Origin of the sequence: Leifsonia poae, assembly GCF_027921845.1 — a bacterium.
Taxonomy (GTDB): domain Bacteria; phylum Actinomycetota; class Actinomycetes; order Actinomycetales; family Microbacteriaceae; genus Leifsonia; species Leifsonia poae.
On sequence record NZ_BSEN01000009.1, the window covers coordinates 1 to 18789 of the forward strand.

The window sequence follows — 18789 nt, forward strand, 5'->3', positions numbered from 1 at the left end:
ACAACACGACCGACCTGCTGCTCACCATCCGCGTCGACGACACCAGCCCGGCCGCAGCATCAGCGTTGGGAGGGCTCGAGATCGGATGGGGACAGTTGCTCGAAAACCTGGCCGCGCTGCTCGGAGATTACTGATGGCGCATCGCCCCAGATGTCGCCGGCGCACCCACCCATGCCGTTCCGAAGCACAGCTCACCCCAGGCGAGATCCTCCAGGGTCGCCTGCATAGCCTTGTAAATCGTCTCCCATGGCGTCACGCGACCCTCTCGCTGAGGGAGGCGACGCCTGCTCCACGGCGCCTTCGAGTATCAACAGCCAGCTAGGTGTGCGGTCAGGGATCCTCCGCAGGGAGGCTCCCGTGACGGACCCACCACCGACCCTAGTCGGACCCGTTCCGCGAAGTCACGACGGCGTAGCCGGTACCGCTGGTACTACCTCGAGCTGCAGCTCATCGAGGTTGCGCAGGTGTTCCCGAGCATGGGCACGAGCGGCGTTCATAACTGCGTGTGCCTCCGAGAGGCGGTCCGCGTTCACGACGATCTGCGCGCCGCCCTGGAGACGGTGCCCAACCCATCGCAGCTGTACCCGAGGCACGGCTGCCACCCCTGGAGTCCCTTCGAGCGCGTGCTCGAGCTGGTCGACGAGCGCCGGCTCGATCACATCAAGAAGGCGGCGACCGATGCTGCGAACGGTGCCCCAGAGCAGGACGATAATCGCCGCGGAGATGAGCAGGCCGACGAGCGGGTCGGCAAGCGGGAAGCCGAGCATGACTCCGAGCGCGCCGAGCACGACAGCGAGGGACGTGAACCCGTCGATACGGGCGTGGACGCCGTCCGCGACGAGCGCAGCCGAGCCGATGCGCTGCCCGACCCGGATGCGGTAGATCGCGACTGCTTCGTTGCCCGCGAAGCCGATGACGCCCGCGACAATCACCCAGCCGAGGTTTTCGAGCGGATGCGGATGGAAGAGTCGATCGATCGACTGCCACGCAGCGACGACCGCTGACAGCGCCACAACGGCGATGATGAACAAGCCGGCAATATCCTCAGCACGCCCGTACCCGTAGGTGTAGCGGCGCGATGCGACGCGGCGACCGAGCACAAACGCAACCCAGAGCGGCACGGCCGTGAGCGCGTCGGAGAAGTTATGCACGGTGTCGGCCAGGAGGGCCACGGATCCACTGAAGGCGACGATGACGGCTTGCAAGAGCGTTGTGCCCAGTAGCACGAACAGGCTGATCTTCAGCGCGCGGACGCCCCCTGTGCTCGCCTCCAGGGCATCGTCGATCGAGTCGGCGGCGTCGTGCGAGTGCGGGACGAACAACCCGTACAGGAAGCCTTTCAAGCCGGTCGGATGCTCGTGGCCGTGCTCATGGTCGTGGCCGTGCCCGCCGTGATGGTCATGCGAGTGAGCGTGAAGATGATCGTGGGTATGTGTCGCGCTCACGCGGTCGCCTCCGCGCCGAGCGCGGCCTCGGTGTGATGGTGGCGCGGTGTTCCGCCGAGCGAGTGCTCGGCCTGGAAGATCGCATCGGTCACCAGTCGGCTGGCGTGCTCGTTCTCCAAACGGTAGAACACCCGCTGGCCGTCCTGTCGGGTCGAGACAATCCGCGCCAGGCGGAGCTTCGCGAGGTGCTGGGAGACCGAGGCGGGCTGCTTGTCCAGGATGTCGGCGAGGTGGTTCACGGACAGCTCGCCCGCATCCTTGAGCGCGAGGACGATCCGCACTCGGGTCGCGTCGGCGAGCATGCCGAACACTTCCACGGCGAGTTCGACGAACTGGCTATCAGGAAGTCGCCCGCATACTGCTTTATCTGCATCCATACGCAGATTAAAGCCATAAAACCAGGCTGGATGCAAATTGCTCACCTGACGGGTGTGCTCGGCAGCGCTCATCTCATCATGTACGGACCTGATGCACGACAGCCGCATCACCGAAGCCCCCACAACCCAGTGCATCACCTGCCGCGGTCGAGGCCCAACCCGGCGGCGAGGAACGCCGTTCCGAAGCAGAGTTCTGTCCAGGTGAGATCCTCCAGACTCGCCTGCATGGCCTCGCGGATCGTCTCCCACGGTCGGCGCGCTACCCACTCATCGAGGGAGCCTGACGTGTGCACCACCGCAACCCCGACCTTCGACAGCCACCTCGGGGTGCTATCGGGGATCTTGAGATCCAGCACCACCCAGCGACCACCGGCGCGGAGGGCCGCGGCACCGTGGGCGATGACCTGTTCGCGTCCGGGCACCTGCGTCAGGGCGTAGGTTGAGAGGATCGCATGGACGTCGCCAGGGAAGTCGAACTGTGCCGCGTCGTTCCGCACCAGGCACACGTTTCTCCACCCGTACGCCTCGACCCGATCCTCAGCGCGTTCGAGCATCGCATCGGTCAGATCGACGCCGACCAGTCGGCCGCCAGAGCCGATGGCCTGCTCGAGCAGCGGGAAGTTGAGGCCGGTGCCGCAGGCGACGTCGATCACCGTGTCACCCGGGCGGAGGCCGAGTGCACGCACAGCGCGCGCGCGCTGCGCGTGCTGCGGGTAGCCGGGCGCGGGGTAGAGCCGCGAGGTCACATCATAGTGCTTGGCCTTCTTGCGGTAGGTCTCGATCAAACGCTCTCGCGTCCTGTCTGCCTGGCTCACGGCGACCCCTTCCTGCCTGCACGTCTGCCTCGACCGCGACCTTGATCGCCGCCATCTCGATATCGCTCACCCGCTGGATCCGGCCTTGCAGGGCATGGCCAGGGATGACGCGCATGATGTTCGCCAGGTCGACCGCGACCCACATCATGGCATTCGTGTGCTCGTCTCCTGCCGGCTGGAACTCCATTCCCCAGCGCGCTACCGATGTTCCGATCGTGCCGGCGAAGGCCATGGAGCGAGGCGCGTCGACGGCTGCCACCTGCTCACACCGCCGGTGATTCCACCCCAGGTCCCTGGCCCGCTGCTCCACCCACGCGCCGGGTTGCAACGGACCGCCACCGCGAATCCAGCATTCGAGCACCGTCGGCGCCCACTCCGGCCACCGTCCGACGTCGCACAAATAGGTCCACGCGTCACCGATGCTCCCGGCGACCTCGATGTGGCTCTCGGTTCTGAATGTCATGTGGTCGGCTTCGGGTCGGCGACGTCCGGTTGCGTCAGCCCGAGGCCTGCTTTTCTCCTCAGAGGGTTACACGAAGCTGGAACGCATTTGGTTCATTTGCCACCCGTGTCTCGCGAATCCTCCGTCTCCGCAGGCCTTTCGCCCCTACACCGACAGGGGCAACAGCGTCATCCTGTGCGTGGTGAACGGAGGACCTACCGCGTACATCCCGCGGCGGATGTCGGCAGGGCTTCAGCTATCCCTAGCTGCTCCCCGCCCCGATCGAGGAAGTCGAAATGAGGATCCTGGTCTTTGGTGCAGGAGTGATCGGCCGGGTGTACAGCGCTCGATTGAGCCTCGCGGGACACGTAGTGACGCTGCTGGCCCGTGGACCAACCGCGGTTCAATTGGCCGCTTCGGGCGTGCGCATAGCCCCCGAGGGCCAACCGCCGGTGGACGCACAATTGGCCGTCGTAACCGACGTCAGCACGGTCGATCAGTTCGATCTCGCGTTCATCGCGGTGCGGCGCGACCAGATTGAAGGGGCCGCCTCCGCGATCGGGAAGATCCACGCTCACATCATCGTCAGCCTGATCGATCTCCCCGTCGGACTCGACTTCCTCGCAAAGGTCGTCGGACCCCGACGATATGTTGCCGCCTTCCCTGGGATCGGCGGCAGGATCAACGATCAGGGAGTTGTTGAATTCATCGATGTGCGCCAACAACCAACCACGATCCAAGTCGGCCCAGATTCCTCAACCGTTGCCGACGTTTTGAACTCAGCTGGTTTTCGAACCGCTGTCGTACCCGACATGACGTCATGGCTCGAGTCGCACGCCGTCTTCATTTGTGCGATCGAATCCGCGATCGTCGCGGAGAACGGTGATCTGGCAGCCCTCGCCGCGAATCGGAATAAGACTCGAAAGCTCGTGCTCCGTATCCGTAAAGACCTGCGCGCCCTCCACCGCACGGGCACCCAGGTCACGCCCAAATCGCTTCGACTGATCTTCCTACGCTTGCCCGTCTGGTTCGCCACCGCCTATTGGATGCACCAACTATCCGGCCCCCTCGGCCGCGTCGCCCTCCTCCCGCATTCCATGGCATCCAGAGACACTGAACTTCCCGCACTGCAGCACGACATCGCCCTCATCACCACACCGGTCGTCCCGTGAGTCGATCCCCCGTGGAGGGCGCGGGCTTCGAACCCTGGCCCAGCCCAGGAACCGCGTGAAAGGAGACTGCCATCCCAGGCAGCTCAACAGTTCTTGCGCCGTCGGGCCACTCTTGAACGCTGTCTGATCGCATCAAACTGTTGTCACAGAGTCGTCAGATCGACACGGTCATAACGATGCTCGATCGTCCCCATGACGTATGGGCGCCGGTCATTGCGCCGTCTCAATGCAGACCGACAGGGCATCGTCAGCGCGCTTGCAGGTGGAGTAAGAGTTCGCCAAGAAATGCACCGGATCGTTGAGGTATCGACTACGAACGGGGAAGTGTCCAGATGAGCACACGAACGCGCGGCAGAAAGATCGTCGGCTGGCTGACCGGGATCGTCGGGGCCGGGAGCCTCGCCACGGCCGGGATCGTATCCGGTTTCCTCTACACCGGGACGAACACCACCTCCACGACCGGAGGATCGTCATCTTCCTCGTCGACCTCGACGGGCGACCGATCGGATTCCACTGGTACGCCGGACGAATCGTCGACGGGCTCTTCCTCCGACAGCTCGTCGGGATCCTCCTCCCAAAATACGTCCGGCACCTCCTCCGACCAGTCGCAGGGCACGAGCGTTCAGCCGAGCCAGGGAGGGCAGAGCAGTGGTCGATCATCCGGATCCTGACCAGGGCCCTGCACGGTTCGACTGGCCGGTGTGGGGCACGGACGCATCCATTGCCGTCGGCCGCTCAGACGCTCTGACAGCTGCTGTCGCACTGGCTCAGGTGGTCCTGGCCGATGTCACCGCGGCCTGCAGCCGCTTCGACGACATGTCGGAACTGTCCCGCCTCTCACGCGACCGGCGGATCGTCGACGGAGTCGATGTCTCGCCGCTGCTCGCCCAACTGGTGGAAGCCGCCATTCGCGTCGCCGCAGCCACGGATGGCAGCGTCGACCCGACACTCGGAAACGACCTGGCCGCCTGGGGATACGACCGCGACGCGGCCCTCCTTCCGCCTGTTCCAGACAACTCCCCCAGGCAGGGGTTCTCGGTCTCCGCCAGGGTCCGTGAGTCCGCGTGGCCCCGCGTCCGCCTCGATGGCTGCCGGCTGAGCATCCCCGCCGGGATCACGCTCGATCTCGGCGCGACAGCGAAAGCGTTTGCGGCTGACCTCATCGCGCAGCGGATCACGGACGTCCTCCGCGCGCGAGTTCTCGTCTCGCTCGGCGGAGACATCGCGACTGCTGGACCGGCTGGCTCCGGCGGATGGGAGATCACGGTGCAGGACCTCGACGACGACCCGGCGCAACAAGTTCACCTCCCGTCCGGCGTGTGCCTGGCAACCTCGAGCACGCAGAAGCGTCGCTGGATGCATGAAGGGCGGCCGGTGCAGCACATCCTCGACCCTGCGTTCGGGGTACCCGTCGTCCCCGTGTGGCGTTCGGTCAGCGTCGCCGCCTCGACCTGCTTAATGGCGAATGCGCTCAGCACAGCCGCGATCGTGCGGGGCCACACGGCCGTCGGATGGTTGGCCACGCGCGGCGCAGACGCCCGCCTCGTCGACCTCGACGGCCGTGTCATCACGGTCGGAGACTGGCCGGAGCCTGAGCCCGGAGCTGCGGTCCCGAATATGAGCGGAGCGTCCCGATGAGCGAAATGCTTTGGGCGTTCGGGCGGGCCAGCGGGATCATCGCCCTTGTCCTCTTCACGGTCACCCTCCTGCTCGGAATCGTGACACGCTCGGGGCGCCCACTCCCGGGGCTTCCGCGATTCTCTGTGTCACTAGTCCACCGCAACGCTTCGCTGCTCGCCGTTGTGTTTCTGGTGCTCCACGTCGGCACACTCCTGTTCGACTCCTACGCCAAACTGAACCCGGTCGATCTCGTGCTCCCGTTCGTCGGCGCATTCAAACCGTTCTGGCAGGGACTGGGAACAGTGGCGTTCGACCTGGTGATCGCGGTCGTGGTGACCGGGCTTCTACGGTCACGCATCGGGCACCGCGCTTTCCGTTTCGTGCACTGGTTCACCTACGCCATGTGGCCGATCGCAGTTCTGCATGGCATCGGCAATGGCACGAATGGGCTGGACCGTTGGTTCCTCGTGCTCGCGATCGGATCCACGGTGATCGTCGGCGCCGCCATCATCTGGCGATTGTCGGCTGGATATCTCGAGACCTCCGCCGCGCGTCGGTCCTCCGTGATGGAGAGGAAGGCTGTGCGATGACCATGATGTACGACCCCGCCGCACCGGCAACGCACCAACGGCCGGCCGGCGTCCGTCGCCTCCTCGCCGCTGGCCATGAGGCGGACTTCGCCACCCATCTGCGCACCTTCGGTGCCCTGTCGCTTCCGGAGCGCAGCAGCATGCTCTCCGAGCTGGAGGCGTCGCGGCTGACCGGGCGCGGCGGAGCCGGGTTCGCGACCTGGCGCAAGGTTGCCTCCGCCAGCAGCAGCGTCCACTCTCGACGCCGCGGCCGCTCTCCGATCGTGATCGGCAACGGCGCGGAGGGGGAACCGCTGAGCTGGAAGGACGAAGTCCTGCTGCAGAATGCGCCCCACCTCGTGATCGACGGGCTGCTCGTCGCTGCGCACACCGTGGGTGCACGAAACACCATCCTGTACGTCGGGCGTGGCTCGCTGGAATCCGTCGAACGGGCGATCGGTGAACGCGATGACAGTCGCGGAATCGAGGTCGTCGAAGCGGCGGATTCTTTCATTTCCGGTGAGGCAAGCGCGGTCGTCAACGCCATCGAGAACGACGATCCTCGCCCGACCGACCGCATGGCACGGATGACGGAGTCTGGCCTGAAAGGTCGGCCGACGCTGCTGCAGAACGTCGAGACGCTCGCCCACGTCGCGCTCATCGCCCGCTACGGCGCTCACTGGTTCCGGAGCATCGGCGCGTCAGACGATCCAGGAACGCGGCTCGTCACGGTCTCCGGCGATGTCGAACGGCAGGGCGTCTTCGAGGTGACGACCGACACCACGATCGCACAGATCCTGCAGACCACGAAGACAGACCCGCGCTCCGTGGCCGCCGCCCTGATCGGTGGCTACCACGGCTCGTGGGTGGGGCCGGCGGCCCTCGACGCCACCCTCGCGCCATCCGACCTCGCCTCCTTCGGCGCCCAACCCGGCGCCGGAATCGTGCACGTTCTTGGACGCGGGTCCTGCGGTCTCACCGCGACGGCGGAAATCACCGAGTACCTCGCGGGAGAGTCCGCGCGGCAGTGCGGTCCGTGCATGTTCGGGCTCCCGACGATGGCTTCCCGGCTGAGCGAACTGGCAGCCGGCATCTCACCAGCCACGAACGCCGCCGAGTTGATCCGGCTCTCCGACCTCATCGTCGGCCGTGGCGTGTGTCACCACCCAGACGGAACCGTGCGGCTCGTGCGCAGCGCGCTCACCGTCTTCGCCGCAGACGTCCGAGCCCACGGGCACGGCCATTGCACGCGGCAGGAGGGCTGAATCATGTCGCCACAGCACACTCTGCACATCGACTGGACTCGCTGCGACGGACGGGGCCTGTGTGCAGAGATCCTCGAAGACGCCATCACCCGGGACGACTGGGGCTACCCACTGTCGCGCCGGGCATTGTCACGAACCAACATCCCGATCCGCTCCGCAGAAATCGACGACGCAAGAGAGGCCGTTCGCATGTGCCCCGTCCTCGCCCTGAAACTGCTCCGCGCCGACTGATTAGTGCCTCCAGGAAGAACGGCGGTCAGCTCGCCCCCCCCCTATCCGACTGTGGTCGCTGCGCTGATGGTGCACGCCCTCTGGCGCTTACACCATCCCGGTGGTGCCGAGAAGGGCGCCGATGGCGAATGTGGCCGCAAGCGCGAGTGCACCTCCGACCACCACGCGAAGCATCGCCCTGCCACGCGAACTGCCACCGATCCACGCGGCAACATAGCCGGTGATGGCCAACGCGACCAGCACAACAATGAAGGTCACGACAATACGCACCCCGCCGGGCAGAAGAATCGTCAGCAGCGGAAGCACACCGCCGATCGTGAATGCGATCGCCGAGGCGAACGCGGCACGCCACGGGCTCACCACATCGCTCTGATCGATCCCAAGCTCTACCGACAGATGCGCGGCCAGTGCGTCATGCTCGGTCAGCTCGACCGCGACCTGCCGTGCGGGCTCGGGGCGAAGTCCGCGAGCCTCATAAAGGCCAGTCAGTTCGGCGAGCTCCTCCTCTGGCATTTCAGAAAGCTCGCGGCTCTCCTTCAGAATCAACGCATGCTCGCTGTCACGCTGGCTGCTGACGGAAACGTACTCTCCCAACGCCATCGAGATCGCCCCACCCACTAGGGCTGCGAGCCCGGCCGTCAGGATCGCCGCCGCCATCGGTGTGGCACTGGCCACGCCAACAACCACGGCCGCGACCGACACGATGCCATCGTTCGCGCCGAGCACGCCGGCGCGAAGCCAATTCAAGCGTTGCGCGAGCCCTTGCTTATGCGGTTCGCCAGGGTGCCCACCGTTGAGTCCAGTCATGGGCACAGCCTAAGGACCCTCCAGCGGACCCACCAGGAAGCTAAGGAAACCCTCACTGGGCCCGCCACGCTCCGCCCGAGTCAGCGAAACAGCGCTGCTTCATTTCATGCGACGGCTACCATCGGATCGAGGGGCTCCCGATCCAGGATGCGAGCGATGCGATGAGCGACCTTACGCTGGCTGTTCTCGCGGTTCTCGTTTTGGGCTGGTCCGTCGTCTCCGAGCGGCTCGCCAAGTGGAATGTCACCGGCCCGCTGTTCTTCACGGCAGCCGGATTCCTTCTGGCCAACGATCAGTGGGGCCTCGTTCCTGTCGAGGTCGATGCCCCGTCTGTCCACGCTCTCGCCGAGATCACCCTCGCACTCCTTCTCTTCTCCGATGCTGCTCGGGTGAACCTCTCTGTTCTTCGCAGGAACCTTCTGGTGCCATCACGACTTCTCGGCATTGGACTCCCCCTCACCGTCATTCTGGGCAGTGTTACCGCGGCGTTGATCTTTCACGACTTCACCTGGGCGCTCGCCGGTTTCGTCGGTGCCGCTCTTGCCCCGACCGATGCGGCCCTCAGCTCGCAAGTGATCAACGACGCTTCCCTTCCGCTGAGCGTTCGCCGCGCGCTCAACGTCGAGAGCGGCTTGAACGACGGAATCGTCACACCAATCGTGGTGTTCTGCCTCGCCGTAGCCGCCGGGCAGCTCGGCGTGAGCGGCGACGAGCACGCGGAGGTCGTCATCCGACCCTTGTTCGAGTTGGGCCTCGGAATTGTGGTCGGAACAGCGATCGGGTTCGCCGCCGCCGGGCTCATCGGTCTCGGATCACGCTTCGGATGGACCCAGCCAGGAGGGCGACGGCTCGCCGCGCTGGCAGCGGCCGTCGCAAGCTTCACCGTGACGATCACGCTCGACGGCAATGGCTTCATCGCAGCTTTTGTCGCCGGCATCACCTTCGGATCGGCGCTGCCGCGATCGATTCCCGACAGGGATACGCTCACGGAGCTTCCCGAGCTCGGAGGCGAACTCCTAGCACTGGTCGTGTGGTTCTTCTTCGGAGCGGTCCTCGTCCCTCTCGCTTTCGAGCACTTCTCGCTGACAGTTCTCCTCTATGCCTTCCTGAGCCTGACCGTGCTCCGCATCCTCCCGGTCGCGCTCGCCCTCATCAGCACGCCAGACGATCGCGCAACCGTCCTGTTCATGGGCTGGTTCGGCCCCCGCGGCCTGGCATCAGTGGTATTCGCGCTCATCGCGATCGAACAACTCGGGACATCCGACGTGGTCGATACAGCCATCGCGGCCGTCACGCTCACGGTACTTTTGAGCGTCGTCGCACACGGGATCTCAGCAGGGCCGCTCGGCAGACGATTCGAGCGCCGCGAACAAGACCCGGCGAACGCCGAGGATGCGCCGCGGGCACGAAAACGCGCGCACGACTGAAGGACGCCGAGAGCGGGTTCGCAGATCGGCTCGGTCTTTCGCGGAAAGGCTGCTTCCGCCCGACCGCAGGCCAAAGACAACTACTCCGGCTGCGGCGTGCGGGCGGCACAGGTCAGGCCGGCCGCCGACGCGATCGGAATGCGCCCGTCACCGCGGCTGTCGGATCGGAAAAGACATGCGAAGACAGCACACCAGAGGCGTTCGATCCAGCAATGGTCGCGCCGCAAGCGTGCGGCTTCGGTTCCCGGCCCGCATAAGGTCAGAGGGTGAGCGAAACCAACGCCATCCGGTTGCGCCGGACCGGGATCGGCCTGGAGATCGTGGCGCTGGCGTGGAACGCTTAGGGACGCCAGTTAGGACCACGCGAGGAATGGGTCGATCGCCGCCCATGTTGCTTCCGGCGCTTCCAGGTGGGGAAGGTGCCCGGCTTCGGGGATCTCTACGAACTGCGCGCCGGGAAGCGCGTGAGCGACTGCCCGTCCGTATTTCGGTGTGACGATTCGGTCGCTTGCGCCCCACACCATCAGGGTCGGGATCTGAACGGCACCGAGCCGACCGAGCAGGGCGGGGTCGCTCATTCCGGCGCCGGTGATGGCGGCCATCGTGCGACCGTTCGCTTGCTGGATGGCGCGCTGCGCGTCGGTCAATAGGCCAGGGTCCAGGTAGCCGCGGTCAGGGTCATGCCAGGCAACCTCGGCGAGACCGCGAGCATCGAGGGTGAAGAAGTCCGCGATCGGCTCACCCTCGACGACTGCTCCGACGCCGTCGATGTCGACCACGGCGCCGATAAGCCCGGCGTATCGGCCGTCGGCGGCGGCCTGCAACGCCATCTCGAGTGCGATCCACCCGCCGATCGAGGAACCGATCAGCGCGACGTCACGCTCTCCGCGGTCGAACAAGCGGGCGAGGTAACCGGATGCGAGGTCTGCGACCGAGGTGACCGAGTCGGGGAGTGGCGTCCCGTCCCATCCGGGGTGCGTCGGCGCGAAAGCGTGCATGGTCGAGGCGAGGTGTCCCACGATCGGGGCAACGGTCTGCGGTCCGCCGCCGCCGTGAAGTACGAGCGCCGTTCGCGACGCAGGGTCGCCAGCCTGGATGACGGGGAGGTCTTCGAGAAAGGTGAGGCTCATCATGCTCCTAAATCAACATACTTATATACTGTTGTTGATACAGTAGCACCGTGACGAACCTGGAAGTACTCGGTCAGGCGATCAAACGCGCGCAGTTTCGGAACCATCGCACGATGGATGCCGCGCTTCGAGATATCGGCATCAGCCTCGTGCAGTGGGACGCGTTACGTGCCATCGAGCGAATGCCCCACGCGTCCGGGCACGACCTCGCCATCGCGACATTCCAGAGCGACCAGTCGTTCGGCACCCTTGCGAGCCGACTCCTCGCCCGTGGTCTCATCGCTCGGTCAGCGGGCCAAGGTCGTCGGCTCGAGCACGCGCTGACCGAATCGGGACGTGCAGCTCTCAGGGAGGGCTACCAGATAGCGTTCGGGGTGTTGGACGAGCTCTTCGCGCCTCTCGACGAGGAGCAACGCGCGGCGCTGCTCGAGGCGCTCCAGGTCCTGACAACAGATGCGCCGTCCTCATGATCGTCCGAAAGACCCACCCGGTGAGCGTTCCTCGGCGCTGCTCCCCTGCCCTCCGAGAATAGATTCACTGAGAAGGCTGTGGCTAGATCGCCCGGGTGCTAGCTCTAAGAGGTGCGAGGTCATTCGCAAACGTGAGTCGCAGCTGTAGCCGACCCGGCCAAGGTTCTACTGCATGGGTATTTCGGGCTTGGGTCGGCGTAGTCTCAACACGCGGGACAGTTGCTGGGAGGATACGGCAGCGAACACAGTTCTTCGCGGCACAATCTGTGCCCCCATGCCCTGGGTGCGGCTCCGGCCCCACCAGAGGAGCAGCCATGGCCGATTTTCTTTTCCCTGACGATTCAGACGAAGAAGCCGAACGGCGCGTCGTTCGCGCGTGGGAGTCACTCAAATTGACATCTCGAAACGATCCGGAACGCATTCGAAAAGCCTGTGACGCGTACGTGTTGGATCCAAAGGAACCTTGACCTCGGAGGATCCCCAGGACTGCCGATGGCGCCGGCGAGCCCCAGCTCTCAGCGCACGCGCAGTACCCCGTTCTGTCACAACTTTCGGCAAAACGTGAACGGTGCGTCGCGATCGTCTCCCCCCGAATCTAGGACCTATGGCCCTACTGACCTTCGCTCCGCGCCGACATCCTGAGGGGATCCACCAAACTGCCGGGAGATCCCTGAAATGAGTATTTGGTCGCGCACTTTCCAGCTGACCGCAGCGACGGCCACAGCCGGATTTCTGGTCATCACCCTCGGGGGCGCCGCCGCCGCCCCACCGCTGCAGGCCGCGAACGGCGAGGGACCACACTTCTACAGCGGCGTCACGGTAGACGTCTCCGACTCGGTCATCGGCGACGTGTACGCCGCAGGCCAGAGCGTCACGATCAGCGGCGACGTCACCGGCGACGTGATCGCGGCGGCACAGACCGTGACGATTAGCGGTCATGTCGACGGGAACGTGCGGCTAGCAGGTCAGGACGTCACCATCAGCGGCGACGTCACGCGCAGCGGGACAATCTTCGCCTCGAACCTGATCGTCGGGGGGCAGGGAAGGGTCGAGAACGACATCGTGGCCACTGCGAGCGCCATCCGGATCGCGGGCGATGTCGGCAGGGACCTCCTGGTCAGCGCGGGCGACCTCCGCATCGACGGGACGGTCGGCGGAGACGTCACCTACTCCAGCCAGAACATTGCGCACATCGCCGATGGGGCGGTCAGCGGCGTCGTGCAGCATATCCGGCCGCAACCGTCGACCCCGGTCGAGATCTCCCCATGGGCCGTGCTCCTGGGCTGGTCCCTCGGCCTCCTCTACGCCCTCGTCGCGTTGAGCCTCATCACCGTCGCCGCCGGGCTCCTCCTCCCGCGCGTGCTACAACGCGTCACCGACCAGCTGATCCCGTCGCCGTGGCGGGCCCTGCTGGTTGGATTTGTGGCAGCCCTCATCGTTCCGTTCGCGCTGTTCTTCCTGCTGGTGACCATCATCGGCGCACCCCTCTCACTTGCGGGCCTGCTGGTGTGGACGGTGATGACGTTGGCGACGTTCGTGTTCAGCGCTCATTACCTCGGACGCGTCGTGCTCCGGGGCGCCCACCACCCGGTGCTCCAAACGTTCATCGGCGGCCTGATCCTGATCGTTGGGTTGCAGATCCCGTGGCTCAACATCATTGTCTGGCTCGCCATGGTGTTCTTCGGCCTCGGCGCACAGCTTCTGGCGATCCAGCGGCAGCGTCCGTGGAGCACGACGTCGAGGGTGGTGACACCGGATCACCCGGCGGCTGCCGACGTGCCAGCGCCGCCGACGAGCGCGGTGTCTCCGGCTCCGCCGGCAGGTGCGCAGCCGATGTAACGTCGGGCGGCTCCTCGACGGGGGAATGATCGAGGCCGGCGACGAGCGCAGGGCGCAGGGGCGCGGCGCGGTTGAGAGGTCCTATCGGTTGCCGCCCGACCGGCCGACCGTCACTCCCGAAGCGAGTGCCGCGATGACGACAGCCGAACATCGAAACGGGTTCGCCGCCGCCATGGCAGACCTGATCGCCTAGTTCAACGCCCAACTCGACCGCCCCTGCTCCAACCCGGTTACCGACTCCGTCGGCCATCGCCAAGGCACACTCTGGCTCACGCTGGACGAGCTCGAGGCGGTGCTGGCAGAGATGGGTCGGATCGTCGCCCCGCTCACCACCAACGCCCCGGAGTCAGGTCGCAGGCCATACGTGATGAGTTCGATCGTCTTTCCCGCCGACGAGCCTTAACGCCTTCACTGTCGGATGCCCGTGCCACTCTTGACCTATGCCCTACGTCCCAGAAAGCGGTCGACAGATCGCCCACGTTCTCATTGACGCAGTCATGGCGTACGACGCCGACGGGGACGACACACAGAATGCGCGCGCGGTATCTCTCGCGCTGGAAACCCTCGGTGACCTCGGGGCCGTCACTGTGACGACCCACCCTGATGCCGACACCGTCCGCGTTGACGCGAGCGACCTGTTGGGCGCCACAATCGTGTCCATGCTGTGGCTTGTCGACCAGTTGGCGGAAGCCACGGGCTCCAGTGAAGAGGAAGTCGCTGCTGCGCTCAGAGAGTTCATGGACGACTGAGTCCAACAACTGATCTACGCCTGCGACCCGTTCCGGGTTTCCGCGATAGCTACCGCGGTCGGGCCACCCCAGTCCGATCGCCAACAACATGGGCCGTATTGGGCAGCGCCTCTAGTTGCTTCTCTGACGCGTTGCCTTGGCGGCGGACAGCGCGCAGGTAGGGCGGTCGCGCGCAAGTTCACCGGTTGGCGGCGTCTCCTGGTGCGTCCCGCCGATCGGTGTGTGCGAGGCGGCCGCGTCGCTCACCGCGAACGATCAGGATCGCGACCACGACGAGCGCCTGCACGATCACGATGGTGCTCACCGTGGCTGGCAAGCTTGCGGGACCGAGATCGCCGGACGTGATCAGGTCGAATCCCCCGTGCCAGAGCACGACGGGGATGATGCTCCACCGTCCAAGCCTGGCCAGCCAGCCCAACCAGAATGAACCGGCGACGAGGGCGAGCGCCCAACCGATCGCCGCCCAGCCCATTCCGCGGAAGCCGGGGTTGAAGAGGAATTGCGGCACGTGCCAAAGCATCCACACCGCCGCGACCACCAGCGCCGCGGAGATGAAGCCGAAACGACCGGTGAGCGTCGGCATGAGCCAGCCGCGCCATCCTGTCTCCTCACCGAGACCACTGGTGAGCACCCAGATCAGCAAGACGACGATCGCAGGAATCCCCGGCAGCTTCGAGGTTAAGCCGATCAACGGCAGGCGATCGAGGGAGCCTTCGGTGAGCTGCTCAACGACCAAGCCGATCCCGAGATAAAGGATGAGCGATACGACCGCCACGATCAGCGCCCGGCCGATGCCCGTGAACGAGAACGTGCGTCGTGCCCACCCGTTGAGCCCGCCGGTGGGCCGCAGCACGAGGGTCGCTGCGACAGCCCCGACCGCCGGCCCGAGTTCGCCCAGATAGAAATACCACGGCATCACCGTCAGCGGAGGCGCGAGCACGAGCGGCAGCGAAATGAGCCAGCTGAAGCCAAACGTCACTCCCACGAACACGGCCACCGCGCGGCCGAGGCGCGGGACGGTCGTGCGGTGGCCGACATCGCGGCCATGCACACCCGGCGCAGCGGTCATCAGTCGCCGTGCCCCGCACTCGCGGTCCGCCGGGAGGGCAGAGACGTACGAGGAAGCCAACCGGCGGCACCCAACAGCGCCAGAACGAGAACCAGCTGGAGCGTCCCGCTCGCGAAGTAGAGCGCCTGCAACCAGGACATTCCACGAATGATCCCCGTCTCGACGAAGATCCAGATGAGCATTCCGAAGCCAGCCACCGCCGACCACAGCAACGCGGACGGACGGCGGCCGATTAACTGCATTCCGGCGACAACCTGGCTTCCCCCGATCACGACAAGCAGGATCAGCCCTGGCCAGGTGAAGCTCGTGAACGGCCCGTCGTCGAGCATGCTGGCAGGCATTCCCAGGCCACCCGTCGCCAAGATCGCGATCCCCCCGACCACCGCAGAGACCGCGTTGAAGGCAGTGACGACCACCAGCGACCAGAACACCGCCGACCTGAGACGTGCTTGCCACATTCTGGGCTCCGATCTTCGTCAGAGAGCATTCCGTCAGAAGTGCCCTCGGTGCGTCCAGCGGACGCCCTGCTCTGCCATCCAACTGCGCTCATCGGACAGCCGTGAGAGGCGAAGGTCCCGCCCACCCGAGGAAGTTCTTGCTGTAGCGGGTGCGACACCTCCGTACCGAACCGGGAAGGTCACGCATCCCCGCCGCAGTCCGAGGGATTCCTCGATTCGGGCGGCCTCCGCCAACAGGACCGACGCGCAGAAGACCGAGCGCCGGACGGGTACGACCTCAGCGGGCGCCGGCAACTGCGGTAGGCGCCCTCGCACAACAGCGTGATCGCCCACGAACGGGGCCCCACCGGGAAAGGTGCGTCCCCGTTAGTGTTTGCGCTCGGGACGATCGTCAGCTCAACCCGTGCAGTGCGGGTCCTGCCGCCCGGCCCGCTAGCGGTATAGCCGGCGTCGTGATCCGGTTGAGATTGATAAATGGGACACAGGCAGTTTCGGCGGTGAGGGCGGCGAGCCGGCCGATCGGGGTGTGCGGGTCGGCAGTGATGACCCATCCGTCCACCTCGTAGCGGCTCACCATGTGCTCGCATGCCTTCTTCTCTTCAGCGTCGGGTGTCTCGGATCCTGTGACGCCAAGGAGGCCTGTTGTAGTTCTGGTGCCATGTTTCTGGTGTCGATGACGAATACCCGCATGATGCTTTACTCCCCTGTCGATCGACCCTTCGATGGGTCCGTGCCAAATTTGTCTGCCCGGGCGGGGGTGAGCAGGTGGGGCGTTTGTGCTGTCCTGCTCCCGATCGTCTTTCTTGCCGTTCCGGCACAAAGATCGAGAGCGGGCGAAGGCGGCGCAGTGCCCGCAGGGAGTGGTTGCTAAGCGCAGGGAGCGAAGCGAGTGGAATCTGCAAAAAGCGATCGGAGGGAACGTAGCCGATGGAGCCCGCTATGATCGGCTGCCGGATCGGAAAGAAAACCTAGGGGAACAGCTCGCCGGAGGCGTTCCTTCCAGCAAATGACGGCGCCGCCTCCGTGCGGCTCCGCTTCCCGCCCGAAACCATCGTGAAGGTACCGTGCGCTTACTCACCTAGCTGGTCGCGTCAACTGCATACAACGGTCGTACCGCTAGGAGCTAAAGCGGGCCCGCGTTGGTTCGACAGGACGGCGGCCTGTCTTCGCCGGGCGCTACCTCGAGATTCCGCCGGTCGGCGCCGTCGAGGACGCGTCACTCTCGCGCTCGTGCCGCTTGAGGTACGCCGTTCAGCAATGACAGGCAGGAGGACCTTCGACTCTTGCCCGTGGGGCGCGCACCGGCTTGGGTGGGACCAACCGAAACCCACCCCCTTCACGCACGATGTGCCGGGTTGTCCGATTGGATCCACCATGATGCTGCACTCGAAATCGACCGATCATATCCACCACAACCACAACTACAACCACATGCCCAGCCCGGGCGCGCAGGCCGCGATCGCGGCGGCCGTCGTGTGGACACTCGCGTGGAAGGGCGCATCGCTGTGGCGCGCCGCGAAGAACGACAGCAAACCATGGTTCGGTGTTCTGCTGGTCTCCAACACGCTCGGCATCCTTGACGCGATCTACCTGTTCGGAGTCGATGGAGCCCGGCGTCGGCATGAGCGGGACGACGCCGTGCTGCGTGCGGCCGTCGGCGAGCCCGAGCAGCTCGGCCACCCTCAGGAAACGTAAGTCACATCGGGTCAGCCTGCTTGCCAGCTGCGGCTCGCCGCCCGATGGTGCCGATCGCGACCGCCGCGACCGCGACACTGATCAACGCTCCCAGAACGATGGCCGCGTCTTCTCCCGGTGCGAGCGTGCCGGCCTGGATTCCCAGGGTCACGGCCGCGACAGGCACACCGAGCTGGCCGGCCGACGCGAGAGTCTGAACCCACGGCAATCCGGTGATTCGCGCTGGCGTGTGCACGACGACGGCCGCGACGCCGAGAGCGAGGCCGAGCAGGATCATCGCCGGATGCGTGGCGAACGATCGAAGATCAAGTGAGGCTCCGAGCCAGACGAAGAACAGCGGGCCGAAGAAGCCCTCGGTCATCCCGAACAGCTGACGCGCGAGGCGGTGCGGTTCACCCGTCGCCGACAGGAGAAGGCCGAGCGCGAACCCGGCGAGCATGATGGAAATGTCGGTGAATTGAGCGATCGCCCCGAAGCTGAACAGCGTCAGCAGGCTGAACCGCAGTTCGAGGGCGAATCGTCGCTTCTCCGAGTACTGGTGCAGGCGGGAACGGGCTCCCGACCGGTCGAAACGCCGCAGTGCGAAGAAAAGGAGCAAGGCGGCGACCGCGATGACCGCTGCGCCGAGTGCCGCGAGACCTGCCCGCCCAGGTGCAGCCACGATCGGGAGGATCACGATGCAGGCGATGTCGGCTACGGCGATCTGCGCCATCAACTGCCCCACCGTCGCCCGCCGGACGCCCACCGACTGGAGCATCGGCAGCACGATCGCCGCCGAAGACGAGGCAATCACCACGGCGTAAACAGCGGCGTGGCCGGTGCCGAAGAGCGCCGCAAGAGCGATTCCTCCAATCGCTGCCGCCGTCCCGACGACGGCAGCCCCCGCGATGCCGCGCCGCAGAGCGGCTCTCGCGGCGACGTCGCGCACCGGGATCTGGGAGCCGACGACGACCATCGTCAGTCCGAATCCGATATCCGCCAGCAACCGGAACTCGTTGTTGCTCGCGTCGACCAGCCCGAAACCCGAGGCGCCGATCAGCAGGCCGCCGACGAGTTCGCCGACGATGACCGGGATACGCCACCCCGATCGGAGTGCGAGCAGCGGGCCGAGCAGCCCGACGAGCACGATCAGCGCCAGCAGCGAGAAGCTCACGATGGCCACCCTAGCGACAGGGATGCCTCAGGCCTCCCGCACCCGCTGACGCGGAG

The 18789-nt window shown here is 65.7% G+C and carries 20 protein-coding genes; 10 read left to right on the forward strand and 10 right to left on the reverse strand.

Going from position 1 to position 18789, the window contains the following annotated elements:
- Window positions 1-401 precede the first annotated feature (401 nt).
- The 4 genes from PKE84_RS10365 to PKE84_RS10380 form a co-directional block, all read right to left on the reverse strand.
- Window positions 402-1445 (reverse strand): cation diffusion facilitator family transporter, encoded by a 1044-nt coding sequence (locus PKE84_RS10365; RefSeq protein ID WP_271177168.1) that lies wholly within the window; start codon window positions 1443-1445, stop codon window positions 402-404.
- Complete coding sequence (locus PKE84_RS10370) at window positions 1442-1822, reverse strand: ArsR/SmtB family transcription factor (protein ID WP_271177262.1); 381 nt, start codon at window positions 1820-1822, stop codon at window positions 1442-1444. Before PKE84_RS10370 ends, PKE84_RS10365 begins: the two co-directional genes overlap by 4 nt.
- A gap of 134 nt (window positions 1823-1956) precedes the next feature.
- Window positions 1957-2637 (reverse strand): class I SAM-dependent methyltransferase, encoded by a 681-nt coding sequence (locus PKE84_RS10375; protein WP_271177169.1) that lies wholly within the window; start codon window positions 2635-2637, stop codon window positions 1957-1959.
- Window positions 2570-3100, reverse strand: a complete 531-nt coding sequence (locus tag PKE84_RS10380) for an SRPBCC family protein (protein WP_271177170.1) — start codon at window positions 3098-3100, stop codon at window positions 2570-2572. Before PKE84_RS10380 ends, PKE84_RS10375 begins: the two co-directional genes overlap by 68 nt.
- Window positions 3101-3375: 275 nt before the next feature.
- Between PKE84_RS10380 and PKE84_RS10385 the strand changes: the two genes are divergently transcribed.
- On the forward strand, window positions 3376-4251 hold the full coding sequence (locus PKE84_RS10385) for a ketopantoate reductase family protein (protein ID WP_271177171.1): 876 nt from the start codon (window positions 3376-3378) through the stop codon (window positions 4249-4251).
- A 430-nt stretch (window positions 4252-4681) separates the two neighbouring features.
- Here PKE84_RS10385 and PKE84_RS10390 read toward each other — a convergent pair whose 3' ends face one another.
- The gene (locus PKE84_RS10390) at window positions 4682-4843 is read right to left on the reverse strand and encodes a hypothetical protein (protein WP_271177172.1); all 162 of its coding nucleotides are present in this window, start codon (window positions 4841-4843) and stop codon (window positions 4682-4684) included.
- Window positions 4844-4899: 56 nt separating this feature from the next.
- Here PKE84_RS10390 and PKE84_RS10395 point away from each other — a divergent pair, with 56 nt between their 5' ends.
- From PKE84_RS10395 to PKE84_RS10410, 4 genes are read left to right on the forward strand one after another with little or no spacing between them, the layout of a single operon-like run.
- A complete protein-coding gene (locus PKE84_RS10395; RefSeq protein WP_271177173.1) occupies window positions 4900-5889 on the forward strand; it encodes an FAD:protein FMN transferase in 990 nt (329 codons plus the stop codon).
- Complete coding sequence (locus tag PKE84_RS10400) at window positions 5886-6461, forward strand: ferric reductase-like transmembrane domain-containing protein (RefSeq protein WP_271177174.1); 576 nt, start codon at window positions 5886-5888, stop codon at window positions 6459-6461. The genes PKE84_RS10395 and PKE84_RS10400 overlap by 4 nt, the downstream gene beginning before the upstream one ends.
- Window positions 6458-7705 (forward strand): NADH-ubiquinone oxidoreductase-F iron-sulfur binding region domain-containing protein, encoded by a 1248-nt coding sequence (locus tag PKE84_RS10405; RefSeq protein ID WP_271177175.1) that lies wholly within the window; start codon window positions 6458-6460, stop codon window positions 7703-7705. Before PKE84_RS10400 ends, PKE84_RS10405 begins: the two co-directional genes overlap by 4 nt.
- A gap of 3 nt (window positions 7706-7708) precedes the next feature.
- Window positions 7709-7936, forward strand: a complete 228-nt coding sequence (locus PKE84_RS10410) for a ferredoxin (protein ID WP_271177176.1) — start codon at window positions 7709-7711, stop codon at window positions 7934-7936.
- Between the two features lie 87 nt (window positions 7937-8023).
- On the opposite strand, the gene PKE84_RS10415 is transcribed toward PKE84_RS10410, so the two are convergent.
- Window positions 8024-8743: a VIT1/CCC1 transporter family protein gene (locus PKE84_RS10415; protein WP_271177177.1), complete on the reverse strand. Its 720-nt coding sequence runs from the start codon at window positions 8741-8743 to the stop codon at window positions 8024-8026.
- Between the two features lie 161 nt (window positions 8744-8904).
- Here PKE84_RS10415 and PKE84_RS10420 point away from each other — a divergent pair, with 161 nt between their 5' ends.
- Entirely contained in the window at window positions 8905-10170 is a 1266-nt protein-coding gene (locus tag PKE84_RS10420; RefSeq protein ID WP_271177178.1) for a cation:proton antiporter, read from the forward strand.
- A gap of 353 nt (window positions 10171-10523) precedes the next feature.
- Here the strand turns inward: PKE84_RS10420 and PKE84_RS10425 are convergent, their stop codons facing one another.
- Window positions 10524-11300 carry an alpha/beta fold hydrolase gene (locus PKE84_RS10425; RefSeq protein WP_271177179.1) on the reverse strand — a complete coding sequence of 259 codons (777 nt, stop codon included), beginning with the start codon at window positions 11298-11300 and terminating at the stop codon, window positions 10524-10526.
- Between the two features lie 50 nt (window positions 11301-11350).
- Between PKE84_RS10425 and PKE84_RS10430 the strand changes: the two genes are divergently transcribed.
- The 3 genes from PKE84_RS10430 (at window position 11351) to PKE84_RS10440 (ending at window position 14358) form a co-directional block, all read left to right on the forward strand.
- The gene (locus tag PKE84_RS10430; RefSeq protein WP_271177180.1) at window positions 11351-11770 is read left to right on the forward strand and encodes a MarR family winged helix-turn-helix transcriptional regulator; all 420 of its coding nucleotides are present in this window, start codon (window positions 11351-11353) and stop codon (window positions 11768-11770) included.
- 675 nt (window positions 11771-12445) lie between these two features.
- Window positions 12446-13609 carry a DUF8173 domain-containing protein gene (locus PKE84_RS10435; RefSeq protein WP_271177181.1) on the forward strand — a complete coding sequence of 388 codons (1164 nt, stop codon included), beginning with the start codon at window positions 12446-12448 and terminating at the stop codon, window positions 13607-13609.
- A 440-nt stretch (window positions 13610-14049) separates the two neighbouring features.
- Complete coding sequence (locus tag PKE84_RS10440; protein WP_271177182.1) at window positions 14050-14358, forward strand: hypothetical protein; 309 nt, start codon at window positions 14050-14052, stop codon at window positions 14356-14358.
- Between the two features lie 178 nt (window positions 14359-14536).
- On the opposite strand, the gene PKE84_RS10445 is transcribed toward PKE84_RS10440, so the two are convergent.
- Window positions 14537-15427 carry a CPBP family intramembrane glutamic endopeptidase gene (locus PKE84_RS10445; RefSeq protein ID WP_271177183.1) on the reverse strand — a complete coding sequence of 297 codons (891 nt, stop codon included), beginning with the start codon at window positions 15425-15427 and terminating at the stop codon, window positions 14537-14539.
- A complete protein-coding gene (locus tag PKE84_RS10450; RefSeq protein WP_271177184.1) occupies window positions 15427-15858 on the reverse strand; it encodes a hypothetical protein in 432 nt (143 codons plus the stop codon). Before PKE84_RS10450 ends, PKE84_RS10445 begins: the two co-directional genes overlap by 1 nt.
- A gap of 1401 nt (window positions 15859-17259) precedes the next feature.
- Here PKE84_RS10450 and PKE84_RS10455 point away from each other — a divergent pair.
- A complete protein-coding gene (locus PKE84_RS10455; RefSeq protein ID WP_271177185.1) occupies window positions 17260-17580 on the forward strand; it encodes a DUF5652 family protein in 321 nt (106 codons plus the stop codon).
- A gap of 1 nt (window position 17581) precedes the next feature.
- On the opposite strand, the gene PKE84_RS10460 is transcribed toward PKE84_RS10455, so the two are convergent.
- Window positions 17582-18733 (reverse strand): cation:proton antiporter, encoded by a 1152-nt coding sequence (locus PKE84_RS10460; protein WP_271177186.1) that lies wholly within the window; start codon window positions 18731-18733, stop codon window positions 17582-17584.
- Between the last annotated feature and the right edge of the window lie 56 nt (window positions 18734-18789).

Coding starts and splice junctions, on each gene's coding strand:
- PKE84_RS10370 (WP_271177262.1), bottom strand. CDS start 1,822: ATGGATGCAGATAAAGCAGTATGCGGGCGACTTCCTGATAGCCAGTTC.
- PKE84_RS10380 (WP_271177170.1), bottom strand. CDS start 3,100: ATGACATTCAGAACCGAGAGCCACATCGAGGTCGCCGGGAGCATCGGT.
- PKE84_RS10385 (WP_271177171.1), top strand. CDS start 3,376: ATGAGGATCCTGGTCTTTGGTGCAGGAGTGATCGGCCGGGTGTACAGC.
- PKE84_RS10400 (WP_271177174.1), top strand. CDS start 5,886: ATGAGCGAAATGCTTTGGGCGTTCGGGCGGGCCAGCGGGATCATCGCC.
- PKE84_RS10405 (WP_271177175.1), top strand. CDS start 6,458: ATGACCATGATGTACGACCCCGCCGCACCGGCAACGCACCAACGGCCG.
- PKE84_RS10410 (WP_271177176.1), top strand. CDS start 7,709: ATGTCGCCACAGCACACTCTGCACATCGACTGGACTCGCTGCGACGGA.
- PKE84_RS10415 (WP_271177177.1), bottom strand. CDS start 8,743: ATGACTGGACTCAACGGTGGGCACCCTGGCGAACCGCATAAGCAAGGG.
- PKE84_RS10420 (WP_271177178.1), top strand. CDS start 8,905: ATGAGCGACCTTACGCTGGCTGTTCTCGCGGTTCTCGTTTTGGGCTGG.
- PKE84_RS10425 (WP_271177179.1), bottom strand. CDS start 11,300: ATGAGCCTCACCTTTCTCGAAGACCTCCCCGTCATCCAGGCTGGCGAC.
- PKE84_RS10435 (WP_271177181.1), top strand. CDS start 12,446: ATGAGTATTTGGTCGCGCACTTTCCAGCTGACCGCAGCGACGGCCACA.
- PKE84_RS10440 (WP_271177182.1), top strand. CDS start 14,050: ATGCCCTACGTCCCAGAAAGCGGTCGACAGATCGCCCACGTTCTCATT.
- PKE84_RS10445 (WP_271177183.1), bottom strand. CDS start 15,427: ATGACCGCTGCGCCGGGTGTGCATGGCCGCGATGTCGGCCACCGCACG.
- PKE84_RS10455 (WP_271177185.1), top strand. CDS start 17,260: ATGATGCTGCACTCGAAATCGACCGATCATATCCACCACAACCACAAC.